This is a genomic window from Serratia sp. FS14, assembly GCF_000695995.1.
GTDB lineage: Bacteria > Pseudomonadota > Gammaproteobacteria > Enterobacterales > Enterobacteriaceae > Serratia > Serratia nematodiphila.
Window position 1 is genome coordinate 1,040,232 of sequence record NZ_CP005927.1, and the last position, 21,310, is coordinate 1,061,541.

Here is a 21,310-nt window from a genome sequence, read left to right on the forward strand (position 1 = left end):
CGTCAGACCTTGGTGGTGAAATACGCCTTGGTCTGATAGGGCACGGTGACCGTGTCCTGGCCCTGCAGCTCCTCTTCTTCCGCCACCAGTTGGCGCAATTGATCGATAACCTGCTCCTGTTGCGGCTGCGGCAGCGCGGCGATAAAGCTGGTTGAACGCACGCGGTTGTAGATCACGTCCTCCACTGCGCCCCGGTGGCCCAGCATAAACACCTGCTCCTGCAGCGGTTCAAAGCCTTTGAACGGGAAGAACTTGCGCCATTCGCCGGTATAGAAACGCGGCGCATCGCCTTCGTGGCTATCGACGATCTGATTCAGTTTACGCACCCAGCCGACGCGCGCATCGCGCATGTTCCACACCAGGCCGAGTTTGCCGCCGGGCTTGAGAATGCGCTGGATTTCCGCCAGCGCCTGCGGCGTGGCGAACCAGTGGAAGGACTGGGCGCACACCACCGCATCCACCGACTCGTCCGGTAGCGGGATCGCGTCGGCGGTGCCCGCCAGCGTTTTCACCTGCGGCAGCGCCGCCGACAGTTTTTCCAGCATTTGCGGCACCGGTTCGACGGCGATCACCTGCGCGCCGGTTTCCAGCAGGCGCGGGGTGAACTTGCCGGTGCCGGCGCCGAGATCGATGACCGTCATGCCGGCGTGCAGGCCGATGACGTCACGCAGCCAGACGGCGATTTCCGGCGGGTAATCCGGCCGGCCTTTCACATAGCGATCGGCATTGGCCTGATAGCCTTCGGCGGCGGCGTGATGAATCGAATGGGTCGGGGTGGTCATAACCTGGCTCCTGGCTGAAAAAACGTGCGGCTACAGTATAGGCGGAAGAAAAGAGTTAACGCGGCATTCGGCGCACGTTTTTCATTTTTCCGCCCGCGCTTTCAATGGCCGAGCAGGCGGCGGTTGAAATCCTCAAGGCGCCCTTCGGCGAGCCGCGTGAGCATGGTCTTGCTCCAACTGGCGGAGAGGCCGGCCACCGCCAACAGGCGGCGATACTGTTCCGCGTCGAACGGCATATGCCAGGCGATGGCGATGGCTTCGGCCACCGACACATCGCTGTTGCGCGCCGCCAGCGCCAGCGGACGATCGCCGCTGACCGCGCCCGGCGACACCACCCGATACAGCCAGCCGCAGCGGCCGCTTTGCTGCATCAGCACCGAAATGTCCTCGATGGCGAAGTGATAATTGAGCTTGAAGCACGGCGAGCGCGGTTGGGTGACCTGGATCAGCGCCTCGCCCCAGCGGAAGATGTCGCCCATAAATACGTTGTGCTCGGTCAGCCCTTCGGTGGAGATGTTCTCGCCGAAGGCCGGGGCGCAAAACTGCTCGGCCTGCGCCGGAAACTGCTCGCGCCAGTGGGCATAATGCTCGCGCGGGTAGTGGCACAGCGCGCGGTCCGGCCCGCCGTGGTAGCTTTTTTCGGCCTGTTCGTCGCCTTCCAGCCCGAGCTGCGTGAGCCGGATGGCGCCATCCACTTGGCGTTTGGCGATGGCGCTGGGGCGCCCGCCTTCATAGGGTTGGATGCTGCCGATGTAAACGTCTGGGTGATGCATGTGCGCCTCCGTGTCTCGCGTCGAGGGCTCAGCATAGCCTGAGTTGTTCCCGTACACTACCCGGCGTTTACCTGTACGGAAGGATGTGTTTTTCCTGTCTATATTTAGGCTTTTATCGTCGAGAAAAAACCATGCGTTTCATTGTATTGAGGCATGCGGAGTCAGAATGGAACCGCTCGGGGATTATTCAGGGGCGAAGTGACAGTCCGCTGACAGAAGAGGGGCGACGTCAAATCGCTGGGCTTGGCGCTCGCTTGCAAATGTTATCGGTCACTTTGTTGATCAGTTCACCGGCTGGCCGGGCTTTTACGACAGCGGAGACGTTGGCTGAGAGATGTGGCTGCACTGTGCAAATGGATAAGCGTTTGCAGGAGCAAGATTTTGGCCGACTGGAAGGATTATCTTATGCGCAGGCCATGCGCGATTATCCTGAAGCGACGCAGTGCCTCTTTGCCGGTAAGGCAGAGGCGTCGGCTCCGGGAGGGGAGAATGCTTATGAGGTTGCCTGGCGCCTGATGGCTTGTCTGTCCGATCTGGCTGTCGATGGACAAAATCAAACGCTTGGTGTGGTTACGCACGGCCATGCTCTGCAGGCACTGATTTGGTGGCTTAAAGGGGCTGACCCGCAGGAGGACCTCCGCAGATACGGTCATCGCAATTGCGGCTACGCAATGCTTGATGCGACCGCCTCTGGTTTTAATTTGTTGAATTGGGGAGTTGCGACCCACCTGTTGCCACAAAGATAGGGCGAGGAACGGATATTCCTCGCCTGATGGCGTCAGAAGGTGGTCCAGTTCTCTTCCGCTGCGGCGTTGGCGGCCGCGGGTTTGACGGCCGGCGCTTTCGGCGCGGCGGCTTTCACGGCGGCGGGTTCGGTCTGCTCCGCCAAACGGAACACCGAAACGCTCTGCAGCAGCATCTCCGCCTGCTCTTCCAGCGAATCGGCGGCGGCGGCGGACTCTTCCACCAGCGCGGCGTTCTGCTGGGTGGTGTGGTCCATCTCGACGATCGCCTGGCCAATCTGGGCGATGCCGCGCGTCTGTTCATCGGAGGCGGCGGCGATCTCGGCCATGATGTCGCGCACGTGGGTGACCGAGCGGACGATCTGCTCCATGGTATTGCCGGTGCTTTCCACCAGTTCGGTGCCGGTTTTCACCCGGCTGACCGATTCGGCGATCAGCCCTTCGATCTCCTTCGCCGCCTGGGCGCTGCGGCTCGCCAGGCTGCGCACTTCGCTGGCGACCACCGAGAAGCCGCGGCCCTGTTCGCCGGCGCGCGCCGCTTCCACCGCGGCGTTGAGCGCCAGGATGTTGGTCTGGAAGGCAATGCCGTTGATCAGGGTGGTAATTTCGGCGATACGCTGCGAACTGCTGGAAATATCGCGCATGGTGCTGACCACGTTTTCCACCAGCTTGCCGCCCTGCTGCGCGGTCTGCGAGGCGTCGGTGGCCAGCTGATTGGCGTGATGGGCGTTGTCGGCGTTCTGTTTCACCGTGGCGGTCAGCTGCTCCATGCTGGCGGCGGTTTCCTCGACCGCCGCCGCCTGCTGCTCGGTGCGGGAAGAGAGATCGGTGTTGCCGGCGGCGATTTCCGCCGAGGCGGTGGAGACCTGGCTGACCCCCATCTGGATCTTCTCAATCATGGTGCGCAGGTTTTGGCTCATGGCCGCCACCGCGTTCAGCAGCTGCCCCAGCTCGTCGCGGCGGGTGCTGGTCTGCGCCTGACGCAGGTCGCCGCCGGCGATGCGTTCCGCCATCGCCAGCGTGCTGTGCAGCGGACGGGTGATCTGCAGCGTGATGCGCCAGGCGATAAGCACCCCGGCGATGATGGCGATCAGGGTGGTGACGCCCATCTGCAGCTGCGCCAGGTTGATGTTGTTGCGCGTCTGCACCAGCTCGTCCTGCATAAAGGCGTTCACCAGCGTGCCGATCGCCTGCGCGCGTTCGCCGAGCTGCCGGCTGATTTGCTGCTCGTGCTCATAGGCCGGCAGGTAGGCCGCAATGCGGTTTTTGTAATCGTCCAAAGCGGCCAGCAGCGGCTGCAGCTGCGGGCGCTGCGCGTCGCTGACCCGGCGGCTCAGGGCGTTGGCCGCGTCGCGCGCGTCATCGATGGCCGCCATCAGCGGCGCTTCGGTTTCCTTGTTCAGGCTCAGCAGCAGACCGCGCGCGCCGTAGCGCACCTGGGTCAGCTTCTGGTTCAGTTGGATGAAGGCCAGTTGCAGATCGCCGTTGGTCAGCTGGCGCTCCACCTGGCTCAGGCTGGCCTGCACTTCCGACATGTTCCAGCTCTGGCGCACGGCGTCTTTCGCCGAGACCGCTTGCTCAAAGACCTTTTGCTGTTGCTGATATTCCCCAATCAGCGTCACCAGACGCTGCAGATCCTTGCGGCTTTGGGCGTCCCAATCCAACGCCTGGCCCTGGTCTATCAGTTTGACGGCGTTATCGATATTGGCGCGGTTGTTCTGCAGATACTCCGGCTGGTAGGTCTGGCCGTACATGGCGCGGTTGTATTTGGCCTGGTTGATCTCCTCGTTCAGCCGGTTGCTGAAGTCGATGCGATCGGCGCGGGATTCGATGATATGCAGATATTGCGCCCCGGTGCCGGCGATGACGACCGCCAACAGCAGCAACAGCGCGAAGCCGAGGCCGAGCTTTTTACCTACGGTGAGATGGGTGAACTTTCCTGCCAATGCTTGCAATGCCGCCATAGCGTTTTTCCTTCTCCGGGCGAACGTCAATTGAACAAACCATCGGCAAGAGGTGGTCAAACTTTAGCGTATTTCAGGCAAAAAAATACCCGCCGGTGGCGGGCATCTTCATCAACGGGGGCGAATTACTTCTTCGCAGCGAAGCGTGCGGCCGCTTCGTCCCAGTTGACCACGTTCCAGAACGCCTTGATGTAGTCAGGGCGTTTGTTCTGATATTTCAGGTAGTAAGCGTGTTCCCACACGTCCAGACCGATGATTGGGAAACCGGAAGCGCCGGCGACGGCTTCGCCCATCAGCGGGCTGTCCTGGTTAGCGGTAGACACCACGGCCAGTTTGCCGTCTTTCAGCACCAGCCAGGCCCAACCGGAACCGAAGCGGGTGGCTGCGGCTTTCTCGAACTCTTCCTGGAATTTCTCAACGCTGCCGAAATCGCGCTCGATGGCCGCTTTCAGATCGCCGCCCAGCGTGGTGCCGGTTTTCAGGTTTTTCCAGAAGAAGCTGTGGTTGGCGTGGCCGCCGGCGTTGTTGCGCATGAAGGTGCGTTTGTCGGCAGGCACTTTATCCAGATCCTGGATCAGCTCTTCAACGCTGTATTTGGCCAGCTCAGGGTAGGCTTCCAGCACGGTGTTGGCGTTGTTGACGTAGGTCTGGTGGTGTTTGGTGTGATGGATTTCCATCGTCTGCTTGTCGAAATGCGGTTCCAGTGCGTCGTAAGCGTACGGCAGGGATGGCAGTGAATAACTCATAATCATCATCTCCAGTGGTGTATGGGCGGCGCAAAGGGCGAGCACCGCGTAAGCAGTCGGATCATTATAGTTAATTAAATGATATTGAAAATGATTATCAATGCCCTGTGAACTGTGTGGTTAATGAACAAATCGTTGCGTTAACATGCTGATAGAAGAGGGCGCTGGGGAGCCGCGTCGAACCGCCGCCCCGGCGCCTTGGTTACTCTCTATACTGTAGGGAGCGCCAACGCCGAAATGTATCGAAATGTGCCAATGCGTTCACTGAATGAGCACGAGTGTGTAACAACCACAAGCACGCTGTGGTAATATGGCCGGCGTTCGTAGCAAGCATAACAACAGTGACATTCGCGTTTGCCGCGCTAGCGGGCAGGCGCATTTGAACAATGTGACAATCGAGAGTAAAGGAGACCCCCATGCAGGTCAGCAGAAGGCAGTTCTTTAAGATCTGCGCTGGCGGTATGGCAGGAACGACGGTGGCCGCGCTGGGCTTTGCCCCCGAAGTGGCGTTGGCGGAAACCCGGCAGTACAAACTGCTGCGCGCCCGCGAGACCCGTAATACCTGTACGTATTGTTCCGTCGGCTGTGGGCTGTTGATGTACAGCCTTGGTGATGGCGCCAAAAACGCCAAAGAAAGCATTTTCCATATCGAAGGGGATCCGGATCACCCGGTAAACCGCGGCGCGCTTTGCCCGAAAGGCGCCGGCCTGGTTGACTTCATCCACAGCGAAAGCCGCCTCAAGTATCCGGAATACCGGGCGCCGGGGTCGGACAAATGGCAGCGCATCAGCTGGGACGACGCCTTTACCCGCATCGCCAAGCTGGTGAAGGAAGACCGTGACGCCAACTTCATCAAAACCAACGACCAGGGCGTTACCGTCAACCGCTGGCTGACCACCGGCATGCTGTGCGCCTCGGCCGCCAGCAACGAAACCGGTTTTCTGTCGCAAAAATTTAGTCGCGCTCTCGGCATGCTTGCCGTAGACAACCAGGCGCGTGTCTGACACGGACCAACGGTAGCAAGTCTTGCTCCAACATTTGGTCGCGGTGCGATGACCAACCACTGGGTTGATATCAAGAACGCGAATTTGATTATCGTCATGGGCGGTAATGCGGCGGAAGCGCATCCGGTGGGGTTCCGCTGGGCGATGGAAGCCAAAATACACAACAATGCCAAGCTGATCGTGATCGATCCGCGCTTTACCCGAACCGCATCGGTGGCGGACTTCTACACGCCGATCCGCTCCGGGACCGACATCGCTTTCCTGTCGGGCGTGTTGCTGTATCTGATGACCAACAACAAGTTCAACCGCGAATACGTCGAGGCCTACACCAACGCCAGCCTGCTGGTGCGGGAAGACTTTGCCTTCGAAGACGGCTTGTTCAGCGGCTACGACGCGGAAAACCGTAAGTACGACAAAACCACCTGGAACTACCAGTTCGACGAGAACGGCTTCGCCAAGCGCGACGTCACGCTGCAGGATCCGCGCTGCGTGTGGAACCTGCTGAAGCAGCACGTGAGCCGCTACACCCCTGACGTGGTGAGCAACATCTGCGGCACGCCGAAGGACGATTTCCTCAAGGTGTGCGAATACATCGCCGAAACCTGCGTGGCGGATAAGACCGCTTCGTTCCTGTACGCCCTGGGCTGGACTCAGCACTCGGTCGGCGCACAGAACATCCGCACCATGGCGATGATCCAGCTGCTGCTCGGCAACATGGGCATGGCGGGCGGCGGCGTCAACGCGCTGCGTGGCCACTCCAACATCCAGGGTCTGACCGATCTCGGCCTGCTGTCGCAGAGCCTGCCGGGCTACCTGACGCTGCCGTCGGAGAAACAGACCGATCTCGAGACCTACCTGAAGGCTAACACGCCGAAGGCGCTGCTGCCGGGCCAGGTGAACTACTGGGGCAACTACCCGAAATTCTTCGTCAGCATGATGAAGACCTTCTACGGCGACAAGGCGCAGAAGGACAACAGCTGGGGCTTTGACTGGTTGCCGAAGTGGGACAAAGGCTACGACGTGCTGCAGTACTTCGAGATGATGGCGCAGGGCAAGGTCAACGGCTACTTCTGCCAGGGCTTTAACCCGGTAGCGTCGTTCCCGAACAAAAACAAGGTGGTGGCTTCACTGTCCAAGCTGAAGTTCCTGGTGACCATCGATCCGTTGAACACCGAGACCTCCAACTTCTGGCAGAACCACGGCGAGTTCAACGAAGTGGATCCGTCGCAGATCCAGACCGAAGTGTTCCGCCTGCCGTCCACTTGCTTCGCCGAAGAGAACGGCTCGATCGTCAACTCAGGCCGCTGGCTGCAGTGGCACTGGAAAGGCGCGGACGCCCCGGGTGAAGCGCTGAACGACGGCGAGATCCTGGCGGGCATCTTCAGCCGCCTGCGCGAGATGTATGCGCGCGACGGCGGCGCGGTGCCGGAACAGGTGCTGAACATGCGCTGGGACTACCTGACGCCGGACAACCCGGCCCCGGAAGAGGTGGCGCAGGAGAACAACGGCAAGGCGCTGGCGGATCTGCTGGATGCCGACGGCAAAGTGGTGGTGAAAAAAGGCGAGCTGCTCAGCTCGTTCGCGCAGCTGCGCGACGACGGCACCACCGCCAGCGGTTGCTGGATCTTCGCCGGCAGCTGGACGCCGGCCGGCAACCAGATGGCGCGGCGCGACAACGCCGATCCGTCCGGCCTCGGCAACACGCTGGGCTGGGCCTGGGCATGGCCGCTCAACCGTCGCATTCTGTACAACCGCGCCTCGGCGGATCCGCAGGGTAAACCGTGGGATCCGAAACGCCAGCTGCTGGAGTGGGACGGCGCCAAGTGGGTCGGGGCCGATATCCCGGACTACAGCACCGCCGCGCCGGGCAGCGACGTCGGGCCGTTCATCATGCAGCCGGAAGGCATGGGCCGCCTGTTCGCCACCGACAAAATGGCGGAAGGGCCGTTCCCTGAACACTACGAGCCGTTCGAAACGCCGCTCGGCACCAACCCGCTGCACCCGAACGTGGTGTCCAACCCGGCGGCGCGCGTGTTCAAGGACGATCTGGCGGCGATGGGCAAATCCGACAAGTTCCCGTACGTCGGCACCACCTATCGTCTGACCGAGCACTTCCACTACTGGACCAAGCACGCGCGGTTGAACGCCATCGCGCAGCCGGAGCAGTTTGTGGAAATCGGCGAAAAGCTGGCGGAGAAGAAGGGCATCAAGCAGGGCGATACCGTGAAGGTCAGTTCCAACCGCGGCTACATCAAGGCCAAGGCGGTGGTGACCAAGCGTATTCGCACGCTGCAGGTGCACGGCCAGGAAGTCGACACCATCGGCATCCCGATTCACTGGGGTTACGAAGGGGTGGCGAAGAAAGGCTTTATCGCCAACACGCTGACGCCGTTCGTCGGCGATGCCAATACGCAAACGCCGGAGTTCAAGGCGTTCCTGGTCAACGTGGAAAAGGTGTAACGGAGACGAATTATGGCCATGCAATCTCAAGACATCATTCGTAAATCCGCCACCAATGGCTTCACGCCGGCGCCGCGCGCCCGTGACCACCAGGAAGAAGTGGCCAAACTGATCGATGTCACCACCTGTATCGGCTGTAAAGCCTGTCAGGTGGCCTGTTCCGAATGGAACGACATCCGCGACGAAGTGGGGCACAACGTCGGGGTGTACGATAACCCCGCCGATCTGACCGCCAAGTCGTGGACGGTGATGCGCTTCTCCGAGGTGGAGGAAAACGGCAAGCTGGAATGGCTGATCCGCAAGGATGGCTGCATGCACTGCGCCGATCCGGGCTGCCTGAAGGCCTGCCCGTCGGAAGGCGCGATCATTCAGTACGCCAACGGCATCGTCGACTTCCAGTCCGAGCACTGCATCGGCTGCGGCTACTGCATCGCCGGCTGCCCGTTCGACGTGCCGCGCATGAACAAGGACGACAACCGGGTGTACAAGTGCACCCTGTGCGTCGACCGCGTGGACGTCGGCCAGGAACCGGCCTGCGTGAAAACCTGCCCGACCGGCGCGATTCACTTCGGCACCAAGGAAGCGATGAAGCAGGTGGCGGCGGATCGCGTCAGCGAGCTGAATACCCGCGGCTACCAGAACGCCGGTCTGTACGATCCGGCGGGGGTGGGCGGCACGCACGTGATGTACGTGTTGCACCACGCCGACAAACCGCAGCTGTACCACGGTTTGCCGGACAACCCGAGCATCAGCCCGGCGGTGACCTTCTGGAAGGGCGTGTGGAAACCCCTGGCGGCCATCGGCTTTGCCGCCACCTTCGCGGCCAGCGTGTTCCACTATGTCGGCGTCGGGCCTAACCGCGTCGAGGATGAGGACGAGCACGACGAGTCGCACGACGAGGAGACGCGCAAATGAGAAAGGAAAAGCCCATTCAGCGTTACAGCGCGCCGGAGCGCATCAACCACTGGATCGTGGCGTTCTGCTTCGTGTTCGCCGCCATCAGCGGGCTGGGGTTCTTCTTCCCCTCCTTCAACTGGCTGATGAACATCTTCGGGACGCCGCAGCTGGCGCGCATTCTGCACCCGTTTGTCGGGGTCATCATGTTCGCCGCGTTTCTGCTGATGTTCCTGCGCTACTGGAAGCATAACCTGATCAACCGGGAAGATATCGTCTGGGCCAAGAACATCCACAAAATCGCCATGAACGAGGAAGTGGGTGACACCGGGCGCTATAATTTCGGCCAGAAGTGCGTGTTCTGGGCGGCGATTATCAGCCTGGTGCTGCTGCTGGCCAGCGGCGTGGTGATCTGGCGGCCGTATTTTGCGCCGTCGTTCTCCATCCCGCTGATCCGCATCGCGCTGCTGGTGCATTCGCTGGCCGCGGTCGGCCTTATCATCGTGATTATGGTGCACATTTACGCCGCATTGTGGGTAAAAGGCACCATTACCGCGATGGTGGAAGGCTGGGTGCCGGCGGCCTGGGCCAAGAAACATCATCCGCGCTGGTACCGTGAGGTCCGCGAGAAACGACAGGAAGATAAACCCTGATGAGTATCCGCATCGTTCCTAAAGAGCAGTTAGGGGCACAGCGTGAGAAGTCCACAACGGCGGAGAACATCCCGCCGTTACTTTTCGCCAACCTGAAAAGCCTGTACAGCCGCCGCGCCGAACGTCTGCGTCAGCTGGCTGTCGACAACCCGCTGGGTGACTACCTGAACTTTGCCGCCGAGCTGGCGCAGGCGCAGCAGCATGCGCTGCACGATAACCCGCTGGCGCTCGATCTTAGCGAAGCGTTGGCGCAGGGCGCCGCCAGCGGCAAACCGCCGCTCGATCTGAGCGTGTTCCCGCGCAGCGAGCACTGGCGCAAGCTGTTGACGTCGCTGATCGCCGAGCTGCGCCCGCAGGCGCCGGAACACATTCTGGCGGTGCTGGACAACCTGGAGAAGGCCTCGGCGCACGAGCTGGAGCTGATGGCCGACGCCTTGCTCAACCGCGAGTTTGGCAAGGTGGGCAGCGAGAAGGCGCCGTTCCTCTGGGCCGCGCTGTCGCTCTATTGGGCGCAGATGGCCAGCCTGATCCCCGGCAAGGCGCGCGCCGAATACGGCGAGCAGCGCCAGTTCTGCCCGGTGTGCGGCAGCATCCCGGTCTCCAGCATGGTGCACATCGGCACCGTCAACGGCCTGCGCTACCTGCACTGCAACCTGTGCGAAAGCGAATGGCACGTGGTGCGGGTGAAGTGCAGCAACTGCGAGCAGACTCGCGATCTCAACTACTGGTCGCTGGACAGCGAGCAGGCGGCGGTGAAGGCGGAGAGCTGCGGCGACTGCGGCACTTACCTGAAGATCCTCTATCAGGAAAAAGACCCGCAGGTCGAAGCGGTGGCCGACGATCTGGCTTCGCTGGTGCTGGATGCCCGTATGGAAGAAGAAGGCTTCGGCCGCAGCAGCATCAATCCGTTCCTGTTCCCGGCGGAGTAACCGCCCGGCCCCGTTCGCGCGGGGCCGGATGAGCAATTTCAGAACGGGCTTCTGGCAATCGCCCGGGCGAGTTGCTACGTTTAGGCCATAACGCGCCAAGCGAAAGGAACCACGATGTTAAACACCCTGGCAAAACTGACCGCGGTCGCCGTGTTGGCGGTTGGACTGGCGGCCTGCGACAACAAAGACGACACCAAACCGGCGGTGCCGCCGCCGGACACCAAGCCGACCGTGACGCAGCCCGCGCCACCGCTGCCGCCTGCGCCGGTAGAAACCCCGCCCGCGCCGCCGGGGCTGAACGTGTCGCTGCAGAAGGGCAAGATCACCTTCGAGCTGCCGCCGGGCTTTAGCGATCAAACGCTGAACAGCGGCATCATCAACGACAGCACCTCCACCATTCAGCGCTTCCTTGACGGCAAGTCGCGCCAGAGCGCGGTCTCGTCCGAAGTGATCCCGCCGGACGGCATGAAGCTCAACACCAGCGACAAAATGCTGAAAGAGCTGACGCAGAGCGCCATCACGGTGCTGGCCGAACGCTATCAGAATATCCAGACCACCAAAGAAGAGAACTTCAGCGTCGGCAAACAGAAGTTTCGCCGGGTGGATACCGAACAGACCGTCAACGGGCAAAAGGTGGTCTCCACCCTGGTATTGACGGTGTTCAACAAGCGGGTGGTGACGTTGCAAATGCTGTCGCCGGCCAAAACGCCGGAAGTGCATCAGGCGCTGGTGCAGCGGATTATCGATACCCTGGCGGTGAAGTAAGGACGCCGCAGCCAGGGCGAAGCGGAGGAGACCGGATGAAGCTTATCGGCAGTTACACCAGCCCCTTTGTGCGCAAGATTTCCGTGATGCTGCTGGAGAAGGGGATTGCGTTCGAGTTCGTCAACGATCCGCCGTATGAGCCCGGCAGCCGGGTGAAGGAGTTGAACCCGCTCGCCAAGGTGCCGGTGCTGATCGCCGATGACGGCGAGGTGTTTTACGACTCGCCGGTGGTGGCCGAATACCTCGAGCTGCTGGCGGTGGAGCCGGCGTTTTTGCCGGCCGAACGCGCCGCCGCGTTGCGCGTCCGGCAGGTGGCGGCGTTGGCGGACGGCGTGACCGAAGCGGCGGCGACGCTGTTCCGTGAAAGCCGGCGCGCGCCGGAAAAACAGGACGAAAACTGGATGCTGCGCCAGCGTGACAAGCTGACGCAGGGCCTGGACGCCCTGGAGGCGCTGGCGCGGGAAAAAACGTGGCTCAATGCCGAGCGGCTGACGCTGGCGGATATCGCCACCGGCTGCGCGCTGGGCTACCTCAATTTTCGCCGCATCCTGCCCAACTGGTGCGTCGAGCGCCCGGCGCTGGTCAAACTGGCCGAACGCCTGTTCGCCCGCGAAAGCTTCGCCCGCACGGCGCCGCCCTGAGTTTTTTCTCCCCGCCGCGGCGGGGTTTTGCTATGCCGATACGTCTAAACTGAAAACCGAGCGACCATGAGCACTGAATCCCACCTTCTTTACAGCCAACTGCCCGCCATCGACCGCCTGCTGCGTGAACCCGCGATTGAACCGCTGGTGGCGCAGCATGGCCAGACGCTGATCGGCGAACTGCTGCGCCGGCTGCAGGCCCAGGCGCGCGACGCGATCAAACAACGGCAACGCTTGCCGGCCTGGTGCGGCGACTGGCCGCAGGCGCTGCGGGCCGAGCTGGCCCGGCAGCAACGCCCGGCGTTATTGCCGGTGTTCAACCTCAGCGGCACCGTGCTGCACACCAACCTCGGGCGCGCCCTGCTGGCGCAGCCGGTGAAGGATGCGGTGAACGCGGTGATGGGGGAGGCGGTGACGCTGGAGTACGATCTGGACGGCGCCGGGCGTGGCCATCGCGATCGGGCGGTGGCGGATCTGCTGTGCCGGCTGACCGGCGCGGAAGACGCCTGCATCGTCAATAACAACGCGGCGGCGGTGCTGCTGATGCTGGCGGCGATCGCCCCCGGCAAAGAGGTGGTGGTGTCGCGCGGCGAGCTGGTGGAAATCGGCGGCGCGTTCCGCATTCCCGACGTGATGCGCCAGGCCGGCTGTCAATTGGTCGAGGTCGGCACCACCAACCGCACCCATCTGAAGGATTACCGCCAGGCCATCAACGAGCAGACTGGCTTGTTAATGAAAGTGCACACCAGCAACTACAGCATTCAGGGCTTTACCGCGGCGGTCGACGAGGCCGAACTGGCGCAGCTCGGGGCCGAACAGGGCGTGCCGACCGCCACCGATCTGGGCAGCGGCTCGCTGATCGATATGGCGCAGTACGGCCTGCCCGCCGAACCGATGCCGCAGCGGCTGCTGGCCGCCGGCGTCGATCTGGTGACGTTCTCCGGCGATAAGCTGCTGGGCGGCCCGCAGGCCGGCATCATCGTCGGCAAAAAGGCGCTGATCGCGCGCCTGCAGCAGCATCCGCTCAAGCGCGCGCTGCGCGTCGGCAAGCTGACGCTGGCGGCTCTGGAGGCCACGCTGCGGCTCTATCTGCAGCCGGAAAAACTGGCTGAGCAGCTGCCGACGCTGCGGCTGCTGACCCGCCCGCAGCAGGAGATGCAACAGGCGGCCGAGCGGCTGCTGGCGGCGCTGACGCCACGGTTCACCACCGATTTCGACCTGCGCGCCGAACCGTGCTGGTCGCAGATCGGCAGCGGTTCGCTGCCGGTGGATCGCCTGCCCAGCTATGCCCTGACCTTCACGCCGCGCGACGGCCGCGGCGCCACGCTGGAAGCGCTGGCCGAACGCTGGCGCTGTCTGCCGCAGCCGGTGATCGGCCGCCTCGGCGACGGCCGGCTGTGGCTGGATCTGCGCTGCCTGGAACAGGAAGGGGCGCTGATCGCAGCGCTGAGCGCATCATGATCATCGCCACCGCCGGCCATGTCGATCATGGCAAAACCACCCTGCTGCAGGCGATCTCCGGGATCAACGCGGATCGCCTGCCGGAAGAAAAGCGCCGCGGCATGACCATCGATCTGGGTTACGCCTACTGGCCGCAGCCGGACGGCCGGGTGCTGGGCTTTATCGACGTGCCCGGCCACGAGAAATTCCTCGCCAATATGCTGGCGGGCGTCGGCGGCATTGACCATGCGCTGCTGGTGGTGGCCTGCGACGACGGCGTGATGGCGCAAACCCGCGAGCATCTGGCGATCCTGCGCCTGAGCGGGCGCCCGGCGCTGACGGTGGCGCTGACCAAGGCCGACCGGGTGGACGCGGCGCGTATCGATGAGGTGCGCGGTCAGGTGCGCGACGAGCTGGCGGGCCAGGGCTGGCCCGATGCGCCGTTGTTCGTGACCGCGGCGGTGACGGGCGAGGGCATCGAGGCGCTGCGCGCGCATTTGCTGGCGTTGTCGCCCGCTGAACATGCGCTGACGCGCCGTTTTCGCCTGGCGGTAGACCGCGCGTTCAGCGTCAAAGGGGCGGGGCTGGTGGTGACCGGCACCGCGCTCGGCGGCCGGGTGAAGGTGGGGGATACGCTGTGGCTGACCGGCGCCGACGCGCCGGTGCGGGTGCGCGGCCTGCATGCCCAGAACCAGACCGTGGAGCAGGCGCAGGCCGGGCAGCGCATTGCGCTTAACATCAGCGGCGATGTCGATAAAGAGCGGGTCGCGCGCGGCGATTGGCTGCTGGCGCAGCGTCCGCACGAAGCGGCGGAACGCATTCTGGTGGCGCTGGAGACGGATCGGCCGATCCGCCATTGGCAGCCGCTGCATCTGCACCATGCCGCCAGCCACATCACCGGGCGCATTTCGTTGCTGAACGACGGGCTGGCGGAACTGATCCTCGATCGTCCGCTGTGGTTGGCGCAGAACGATCGGCTGGTGCTGCGCGATATCGGCGCGCGGCAAACGCTGGGCGCGGCTCGGGTGCTCAGGCTGAATGCGCCCAAGCGCGGCAAGCGTCAGCCGGACTATCTGGCATGGCTGCAGGCCCTGGCGCTGGCGCAGGACGATGCGCAGGCGCTGGCGCTTGAATTGCCGCACGGCGCGCTGTCACTGGCGGCGTTCGCCTGGGCGCGTCAATTGACGGACGATGGCTTGGACGAGCTGCTGGCGAACCGCGATCTGCTGATCGTCGGTGACCGAGCGCTGGCGCAGGATCAGGTGCAACAGGCGGAAAGCCGCCTGCTGCAGGTGCTGGCGGAGTATCACCAACAGCACGCCGATCAGCTGGGCTTAGGGCGCGCCCGCCTGCGGCGCATGGCGCTGCCGCAGCAGCCTGAAGCATTGGTGTTTATGATGATCGATCGGCTGCTGCGGGCCGGCGCGCTGCGCAATACGCGCGGCTGGCTGCACCTGCCGGAACACGGCCTGGCGTTCAGCGCCGAAGAGGCGCCGCTGTGGGCGCGCATCGAACCGCTGTTCGGCGACGAACCGTGGTGGGTGCGCGATCTGGCGAGCGAATTGGGCGAGGAAGAGAGCCGGGTGCGCGCGCTGCTGCGCAAGGCGGCTCAGTTGGGCCATGTGACGGCGGTGGTGGTGGATCGCTATTACCTCAGCCGACGCATCGATCAGTTCGCGGCGCTGATCCGCGAGCTGGATGCGGAGCGCGGGGGCGCCAACGCCGCCGATTTCCGCGATCGGCTCGGCGTCGGGCGCAAGCTGGCGATCCAGGTGCTGGAGTTCTTCGATCGTAGCGGCTTTACCCGCCGCAAGGGCAACGAGCATCTGCTGCGCGACGGCGGGCTGTTCGGTAGCGAGTCCCCTACCCGATAAATCTGACGGCGGCCCGGCTGACGTCGGGCGTTTGGGCGGCGAGAAATGCCTGTAAGCGTTCGATCAGCGGCCGTTTTGCCGATTCTTCCGGCCAAACCAGATAGTAACCGTCGCCGGTGCGCACGGCGACGTCACAAGGCAACACCAATAATCCCTCCTCAATCGTCCGCAGGCTCAGCGCCAGATCGCCGATCGAGACGCCGTGCCCGGCGATGGCCGCCGCGTTGCCCTGTTCCAGCGAATCAAATACCTGGCCGCGCGTGAGATCGATCGGGGCCGCGATGCCGCTTTTCTGCAGCCAGCGCCGCCAGTCGCGCCGATCGGGCGACGGGTGGATCAGCGGGCAGGCGGCGAGATCCCGCTGCCCGTCGGCGAGCAGCGCGGGGGCGCAAATCGGGATCAGCCATTCGTCGAACAGCTTGGCGGCGGCGGTATTGGCGCCAAAATGGCCGTTGCCGAGCAGGATGGCGCAGTCGTAGGGTTCGCTGAAAAAATCCACGCTGTCGATGTCCATCCAGACGCTGGCTGCCTGCACCTCGAACGCCTGCGCCGTTTGCCGGAACCGGCTCAGGCAGTCCAGCAGCCAGTGCAGGGTCAGGGTGGAGGGCGCCTTCAGCCGCAGCAGATCGCGGTGGCTTCTGAACAGCTCGCAGGCTTGCTCGATGCGGCCAAACCCTTGCTGCAGCTCGGCGGCGAAGATTTTCCCCTGCGGCGTGACCTCGATACGCGGGCCGTTGCGCTGGAACAGCCGGCAGCCAAAGTGCTGCTCCAGCGTTTTGATGTGCTTGCTGACCGCGCTCGGGGTGAGATGCAGCTCCTCGGCGGCCAGCGTGAACGAGCCGGTGCGGGCGGCGCTTTCGAAGGCGCGCAGGGCGTAAAGCGGCGGAAGGGAACTGGCCATCGCGGCGTCTCTAATAATGAGTCTGATTCACAGTAAACGACAGGATTACTCCTTTTTCAAGGCGGGGGCGGCGGCATGATAATGGCGCGACGCCAACTGACTGAATGTGAGTGAAATAAAGATGAACCTGTCGTTGCTGGCGGCGTATTTCGCCGCCATTTTGTTGCTGATCGCCACGCCGGGGCCGGTGGTGGCGATGGTGGCCAACACCGCGGCGCGCTTTGGCGCCCGGCGCGCGCTGTTGACCGCGCTGGGCAGCAACGGAGCCTCCTTGTTGCTGATCGGCGTCGCCGCGCTGATTATCACCGGGCTGTTCACCGTGGATATGCGCTTGCTGCAGTGGATAGGCCTGCTGGGTTGCCTGTTTATCGGCCGTATGGCGATCGTCTCGCTGTATGAGGATTTATCCGCGCGAGCCCCCGATGTGCAGCCCGTTGCGCCGCCGCAAAAACGCTCGGCGATCCTGAACGGTTTTCTGGTGGGCATCGCCAGCCCCAAAGACATTATCTTCTTCGTCGCCTTTTTCCCGCAGTTCATCGCCGTCACCCCCTCGATCGGCGCCAGCCTGACGCTGCTGACCGCGCTGTGGGTGCTGGCGGACTTCGCCATTTTGCTGACCTATATCACCCTGCTGTCGGGAACGGCGCTGCAGCGCACGCGGCGGGCGATCTCTGTCCTGTCGGCGTTGCTGTTGTTGGCGGTGGCGGTGGTGGGAACGGGGTATGCACTGTGGGGGTTGCTCGGCTGAAGCCGCATAAAAAACGCCGGTCGGGAAACCGGACCGGCGTTTTATCGTCGCGTTTACGCCGCGCCGTTCGGCTGCGGCGTGGGGTCGCCGTTGCGGCGTTTGCCGAGGAACAGCGCCACCAGCGTCAGCCAGCACAGGCCGCTGATGAGGTTGAACAGGTTGAACAGCCCGCTGCCGCCCCAGACGTAGGCGACCTTGGCCAGCTCGATGCCGACGGTGAACACCATCATGCTCAGCATGCCCATAGTGGCCGACACTGTGCCCTTGCTGACGTTGCTGGAGAACAGCGTCAGGCGGTACAGCCCGGCGTTGGCCAGGCCAATGCCGAAGGCGTACAGACTCAGGCCGGCGGTCATCCACAGGTAGGCGTGGCTGGAGAACTGGGTCGCCAGCGCGGCGATCAGCAGCCCCAGCAGCATCGGGCCCGCGCCCAGCTTGATCAGGCGCTCCACGCTGTTCTTGCCGGTCAGGCGCGCCAGCGTCAGGTTGCCGAGGATCAGCGCGCCGAACACCGGGATCTGCAGCAGGCCGTAGTCCAACGTCGACAGCGACTCGCCGCTGATCAGGATCACCGGCGACTGGGCGATCCAGGCCAGCAGCGGCAGGCTGGCGAAACCGATCGCCAGGGCGCCGCACAGGAAGCGGCGGTTGCCCAGCACCTGGCGGTAGTCGCGCCACAGGTTGGCGGCGGAAAACGCCTCGCCCTGCAGCGTGGCGGTTTCCGGCATCGCTTTCCACAGGCCGTAGAAGGCGATGGCCGCCAGCGCCGCAAACAGCACAAACATGCTCTGCCACGGCGCGACGTGGATCAACGCCGCACCGGCCAGCGGCCCGAGCAGCGGGGCGATCAGCGCCACGTTAGCCATCAGGGCGGTGATTTTGATGCACACCGCCTCCTCGAACGACTCCTGGATGGTGGCGTAGCCGACCGCGCCGATAAAGCACAGGCCGATGCCCTGCAGGAAACGCATGGCGATAAACTGCTCGATGGTGGTGACCAGCAGGATAGCCAGGCAGGAGACGATGAAGAACGCCACCCCGGCCAGCATCACCGGGCGACGGCCGCGACGATCCGACAGCGGCCCGAGCAGCCACTGCAGGAAAATGCCGCCGGCCAGATAGGCGGTCATTGAGGTGGGCACCCACTCTTCGCCGGCGTTGAAATCCGCCACGACGGCCAGCATGCCCGGCTGAATCATATCGTTGCCGATATAGGTGGCGAACTCGAACAGCACCAGACAAAGAGGGAATAAAAGCGCCTGCCGGCCCAAACGTGCCGCAGGTGGTAATGTCGTTTTCATATTATTGTACTGATAGTAAAAGAGAAAAAGGAACTGCCAGGGCGGGAAGCGCAAACTGAGCGAGTTGTGGCGGCTATTTTGCCGCCAATTGTTCACCTTCGCAATCATAAGGTGTTGTTTAAGTGCATTCTGATATTTCGCTTTTGGGTTGTCGCCGAACGCCGTGCCCGATAACCTCTTCTTAACATATCAATATGACATAAGATCGGGCGAGCGTTTGAGCGAGAAAATCGGCTGGATAGACAACCTGCGGGCGATGGCGTGCATGATGGTGGTGATGATCCACGCCACCACCTATTACGTCACCAACGGCGCGGCGATAGGGTTGCACAACTGGGACATCGCCAACGTACTGAACTCGCTGTCGCGCGTGTCGGTGCCGCTGTTCTTTATGATTTCCGGCTACCTGTTCTTCGGCGAAAAGAGCGCCGGCCGGCGGCATTTCACCCGCATCATCTGCTGCATTCTGTTCTACAGCGCCATCGCGCTGATCTATATCGCGGCCTTCACCAAGATCGGTTTCTGGCCGTCGCTGCGCGGCATCCTGCAAAAGCCGGTGTTTTACCACCTGTGGTTTTTCTACGCCATCGCGGTGATTTACTTGCTGTCGCCGCTGATCAGCGTTAAACCGGTGTCGCGTCGCTACCTGGCCGCCGCGCTGGTGGTGTTAGCGGCGATCGCCAACCCGAATACCGACAAGCTGGCCTTCGGCAACGCGCACCTGCTGCCGGTTAACCTGTATATCTACGGCGATACCTTCTACTACCTACTGTATGCGTTGGCCGGGCGGGCGATTGGCATGATGGAGACGCGCGGGCGCGCCGTGGGTTGGCTGGCGGCGTTGGGATTTGCGCTGTGCGTGGCGCTGATCGCGCGCGGCACCAAACATCAGCTGTTCATCAACGGCAACTTCGCCGATACCTACTACATCTACAGCGGCCCGCTGGTGTTTATGGCGGCGGTGGCGCTGCTGGTGTGGGTGAAACACTGTCTGCCGCAGCCGATCGGCTGGCTGAGCGCGTTTTCCCGCCATTCGCTGGCGATTTACGGTTTTCACGCCCTTATCGTTAACGTGATGCGCAATCGGCACCTGGATTTCACCGGCCACCCGCTGCTGGATATCTTCTGGGTGTTCGGCGTGGCGCTGGGGCTCAGCCTGCTGCTGTCTGTCGGCCTGCAGCGGCTGGATACCCGCCGGCTGGTGTCATAGCGGCGAGCGCTGGCGCTGCTGGGCGCGGCGCAGCTGCCGCCCGGAAGAAAAACCGGCCGCCAGCGCGGCCTTCTCCAACCTATACCCTTGCTGCAGGCGCTGTTGCGCCACCGCCAACCGCAGCTGCTCATGATATTCCCGTACGCTGATGCCGACGTGGCTGCGAAACAGCCGCGCCAGATGGCGGCTGCTGACGTGCGCCTTCTCCGCCACCTGCGGCACCGACCAGTCGGCTTCCGGCTCGGCGGCCATCACGTCCTGCGCGCGGTGCACCGCCGGGTGCAGGTGGTTGCGGTAACGCAGCCAGGGCGACAGTTGCGGATCGTCGCCGGCGCGGCGGAAATAAACCACCATGTCGCGTGCGACGTCGCGCGCCCGGCCGGAGCCGCAGTGACGGTGAACCAGATGCAGCGCCAAATCGATGCCGGTGGTGATGCCCGCGCTGGTGTAGACGCCGCGGTCTTCGACGAAGATGCGGTTCTCTTTCACCTGCGCCGCTGGCGCCTGCAGGCGGATGCGTTCGATGACGTCGTGGTGGGTGGTGCACTGATAGCCGTCGAGCAGCCCGGCCTGCGCCGCCAGCAGCGCGCCGGAACAGATGCACACCAGGGTGATGCGCTGCTGCTGCAGATCGGGCCGCAGCGTCGCCAGCCAGCGGCGGGCCTGCTCGGCCTCTTCACCGGCGAAATAGCGCTGCGAATCGCCGACGCCCGGCAGCACCAGAATGGCGCCGTCTTCCAGGCGTTCGGGCAACGGCTGCAGGCCGCTCAGCGTCATGCCGATGGAGCAGACGACCTGCGGCGCCGGGCTGAGGTAACGCAGGCTGAACGACCCGGCGAGGCGCAGGGTTTCCGCCGGGCCGCTGAAGTCGAGCGACAGTACGTTGGGCAACAGCAGAAAATAGACGGCCTGCGGCATGGTTACTCCTGTGCGAGTTGCGCCAGCGCCTCATCCACGCTGGCGATGCGGGCGAAACGATCGACCAGTACGGTTTCAGTATGCCGCTTCAGCTGCGCGGGGGTAAAGACTTCACCGTCGGGATGGCGCATCGGGAAGGTCAGCGTCGCCTCGGTGACGAAGGTCACCCGATAACCGAGATCGGACGCCACCCGGGTGGTGGTTTCACAGCACTGTTCGGTGCGGATGCCGGAGATGATCAGGTGGTTGATATCCCGCTCGCGCAGCCAGGCGTCGAGGCCGGATTCGGTCAGCGCATTGTGTACATGCTTATGCACGGTGATATCCGCCTGGTGGGTGAGGAACGGCAGGCGCTGCACGTGGCCTGAAGCCAGCGAGAACGGCCCCTGCGGCGAGACGTGCAGCACGTCGACCAGCGCCGCGCCGCGTTGCTGACAGCCCGCGATCAGACGGGTCAGCGCCTGTTGAAACGCCGGCAGATCGTCCTCCTGCCAGAATGGACGGTGCTGGAATGATTGCTGGACATCGATGATCAATAACGCGCTCTGTGACATTTTCGGCCCT

19 protein-coding genes are annotated in these 21,310 nt (G+C 63.2%); 11 read left to right on the top strand and 8 right to left on the bottom strand.

Annotated elements, in window-relative coordinates; translation table 11 throughout:
* Positions 1 to 2: 2 nt before the first annotated feature.
* Positions 3 to 782, bottom strand: coding sequence for a class I SAM-dependent methyltransferase (locus L085_RS04795; protein ID WP_044030185.1), 780 nt, complete (start codon positions 780 to 782; stop codon positions 3 to 5).
* 101 nt (positions 783 to 883) lie between these two features.
* Positions 884 to 1,555 (bottom strand): 6-hydroxyaminopurine reductase, encoded by a 672-nt coding sequence (gene yiiM, locus L085_RS04800; RefSeq protein WP_044030186.1) that lies wholly within the window; start codon positions 1,553 to 1,555, stop codon positions 884 to 886.
* A 131-nt stretch (positions 1,556 to 1,686) separates the two neighbouring features.
* On the opposite strand from yiiM, the gene L085_RS04805 reads away from it, so the two are divergent.
* Positions 1,687 to 2,301 carry a histidine phosphatase family protein gene (locus L085_RS04805; RefSeq protein ID WP_015376170.1) on the top strand — a complete coding sequence of 205 codons (615 nt, stop codon included), beginning with the start codon at positions 1,687 to 1,689 and terminating at the stop codon, positions 2,299 to 2,301.
* Positions 2,302 to 2,333: 32 nt separating this feature from the next.
* Here the strand turns inward: L085_RS04805 and L085_RS04810 are convergent, their stop codons facing one another.
* Both L085_RS04810 and sodA read right to left on the bottom strand, forming a co-directional pair.
* The gene (locus tag L085_RS04810) at positions 2,334 to 4,262 is read right to left on the bottom strand and encodes a methyl-accepting chemotaxis protein (protein ID WP_044030187.1); all 1,929 of its coding nucleotides are present in this window, start codon (positions 4,260 to 4,262) and stop codon (positions 2,334 to 2,336) included.
* 125 nt (positions 4,263 to 4,387) lie between these two features.
* Positions 4,388 to 5,008 carry a superoxide dismutase [Mn] gene (sodA, locus tag L085_RS04815; protein WP_004934003.1) on the bottom strand — a complete coding sequence of 207 codons (621 nt, stop codon included), beginning with the start codon at positions 5,006 to 5,008 and terminating at the stop codon, positions 4,388 to 4,390.
* 416 nt (positions 5,009 to 5,424) lie between these two features.
* Here sodA and fdnG point away from each other — a divergent pair, with 416 nt between their 5' ends.
* The 8 genes from fdnG to selB all read left to right on the top strand — a co-directional run bounded on the left by fdnG (position 5,425) and on the right by selB (position 15,668).
* On the top strand, positions 5,425 to 8,472 hold the full coding sequence (gene fdnG, locus L085_RS04825; protein WP_144240648.1) for a formate dehydrogenase-N subunit alpha: 3,048 nt from the start codon (positions 5,425 to 5,427) through the stop codon (positions 8,470 to 8,472).
* A gap of 12 nt (positions 8,473 to 8,484) precedes the next feature.
* The gene (gene fdxH / locus L085_RS04830; protein WP_004934014.1) at positions 8,485 to 9,387 is read left to right on the top strand and encodes a formate dehydrogenase subunit beta; all 903 of its coding nucleotides are present in this window, start codon (positions 8,485 to 8,487) and stop codon (positions 9,385 to 9,387) included.
* On the top strand, positions 9,384 to 10,019 hold the full coding sequence (gene fdoI, locus L085_RS04835) for a formate dehydrogenase cytochrome b556 subunit (protein ID WP_004934017.1): 636 nt from the start codon (positions 9,384 to 9,386) through the stop codon (positions 10,017 to 10,019). The genes fdxH and fdoI overlap by 4 nt, the downstream gene beginning before the upstream one ends.
* Entirely contained in the window at positions 10,019 to 10,948 is a 930-nt protein-coding gene (fdhE, locus tag L085_RS04840; protein WP_004934019.1) for a formate dehydrogenase accessory protein FdhE, read from the top strand. The genes fdoI and fdhE overlap by 1 nt, the downstream gene beginning before the upstream one ends.
* Before the next feature lie 114 nt (positions 10,949 to 11,062).
* On the top strand, positions 11,063 to 11,713 hold the full coding sequence (locus L085_RS04845; RefSeq protein WP_044030190.1) for a DcrB-related protein: 651 nt from the start codon (positions 11,063 to 11,065) through the stop codon (positions 11,711 to 11,713).
* A gap of 35 nt (positions 11,714 to 11,748) precedes the next feature.
* A complete protein-coding gene (locus L085_RS04850) occupies positions 11,749 to 12,354 on the top strand; it encodes a glutathione S-transferase (RefSeq protein WP_044030191.1) in 606 nt (201 codons plus the stop codon).
* A gap of 66 nt (positions 12,355 to 12,420) precedes the next feature.
* Positions 12,421 to 13,815 (top strand): L-seryl-tRNA(Sec) selenium transferase, encoded by a 1,395-nt coding sequence (gene selA, locus L085_RS04855; protein WP_044030192.1) that lies wholly within the window; start codon positions 12,421 to 12,423, stop codon positions 13,813 to 13,815.
* Positions 13,812 to 15,668 carry a selenocysteine-specific translation elongation factor gene (gene selB, locus L085_RS04860; RefSeq protein ID WP_044030193.1) on the top strand — a complete coding sequence of 619 codons (1,857 nt, stop codon included), beginning with the start codon at positions 13,812 to 13,814 and terminating at the stop codon, positions 15,666 to 15,668. The genes selA and selB overlap by 4 nt, the downstream gene beginning before the upstream one ends.
* On the opposite strand, the gene L085_RS04865 is transcribed toward selB, so the two are convergent.
* On the bottom strand, positions 15,658 to 16,569 hold the full coding sequence (locus L085_RS04865; protein ID WP_044030194.1) for a LysR family transcriptional regulator: 912 nt from the start codon (positions 16,567 to 16,569) through the stop codon (positions 15,658 to 15,660). The two genes, selB and L085_RS04865, sit on opposite strands and share 11 nt — an antisense overlap.
* A 121-nt stretch (positions 16,570 to 16,690) precedes the next feature.
* Between L085_RS04865 and L085_RS04870 the strand changes: the two genes are divergently transcribed.
* Complete coding sequence (locus L085_RS04870; protein WP_044030195.1) at positions 16,691 to 17,317, top strand: LysE family translocator; 627 nt, start codon at positions 16,691 to 16,693, stop codon at positions 17,315 to 17,317.
* A 53-nt stretch (positions 17,318 to 17,370) separates the two neighbouring features.
* Here L085_RS04870 and L085_RS04875 read toward each other — a convergent pair whose 3' ends face one another.
* Positions 17,371 to 18,618 carry an MFS transporter gene (locus tag L085_RS04875; RefSeq protein ID WP_004934040.1) on the bottom strand — a complete coding sequence of 416 codons (1,248 nt, stop codon included), beginning with the start codon at positions 18,616 to 18,618 and terminating at the stop codon, positions 17,371 to 17,373.
* Between the two features lie 217 nt (positions 18,619 to 18,835).
* Between L085_RS04875 and L085_RS04880 the strand changes: the two genes are divergently transcribed.
* Positions 18,836 to 19,828, top strand: a complete 993-nt coding sequence (locus tag L085_RS04880) for an acyltransferase (protein ID WP_044030196.1) — start codon at positions 18,836 to 18,838, stop codon at positions 19,826 to 19,828.
* Here L085_RS04880 and L085_RS04885 read toward each other — a convergent pair.
* Entirely contained in the window at positions 19,823 to 20,746 is a 924-nt protein-coding gene (locus L085_RS04885) for a helix-turn-helix domain-containing protein (protein ID WP_044030197.1), read from the bottom strand. The genes L085_RS04880 and L085_RS04885 overlap by 6 nt on opposite strands.
* A gap of 2 nt (positions 20,747 to 20,748) precedes the next feature.
* Complete coding sequence (locus L085_RS04890) at positions 20,749 to 21,300, bottom strand: isochorismatase family protein (protein WP_004934049.1); 552 nt, start codon at positions 21,298 to 21,300, stop codon at positions 20,749 to 20,751.
* Between the last annotated feature and the right edge of the window lie 10 nt (positions 21,301 to 21,310).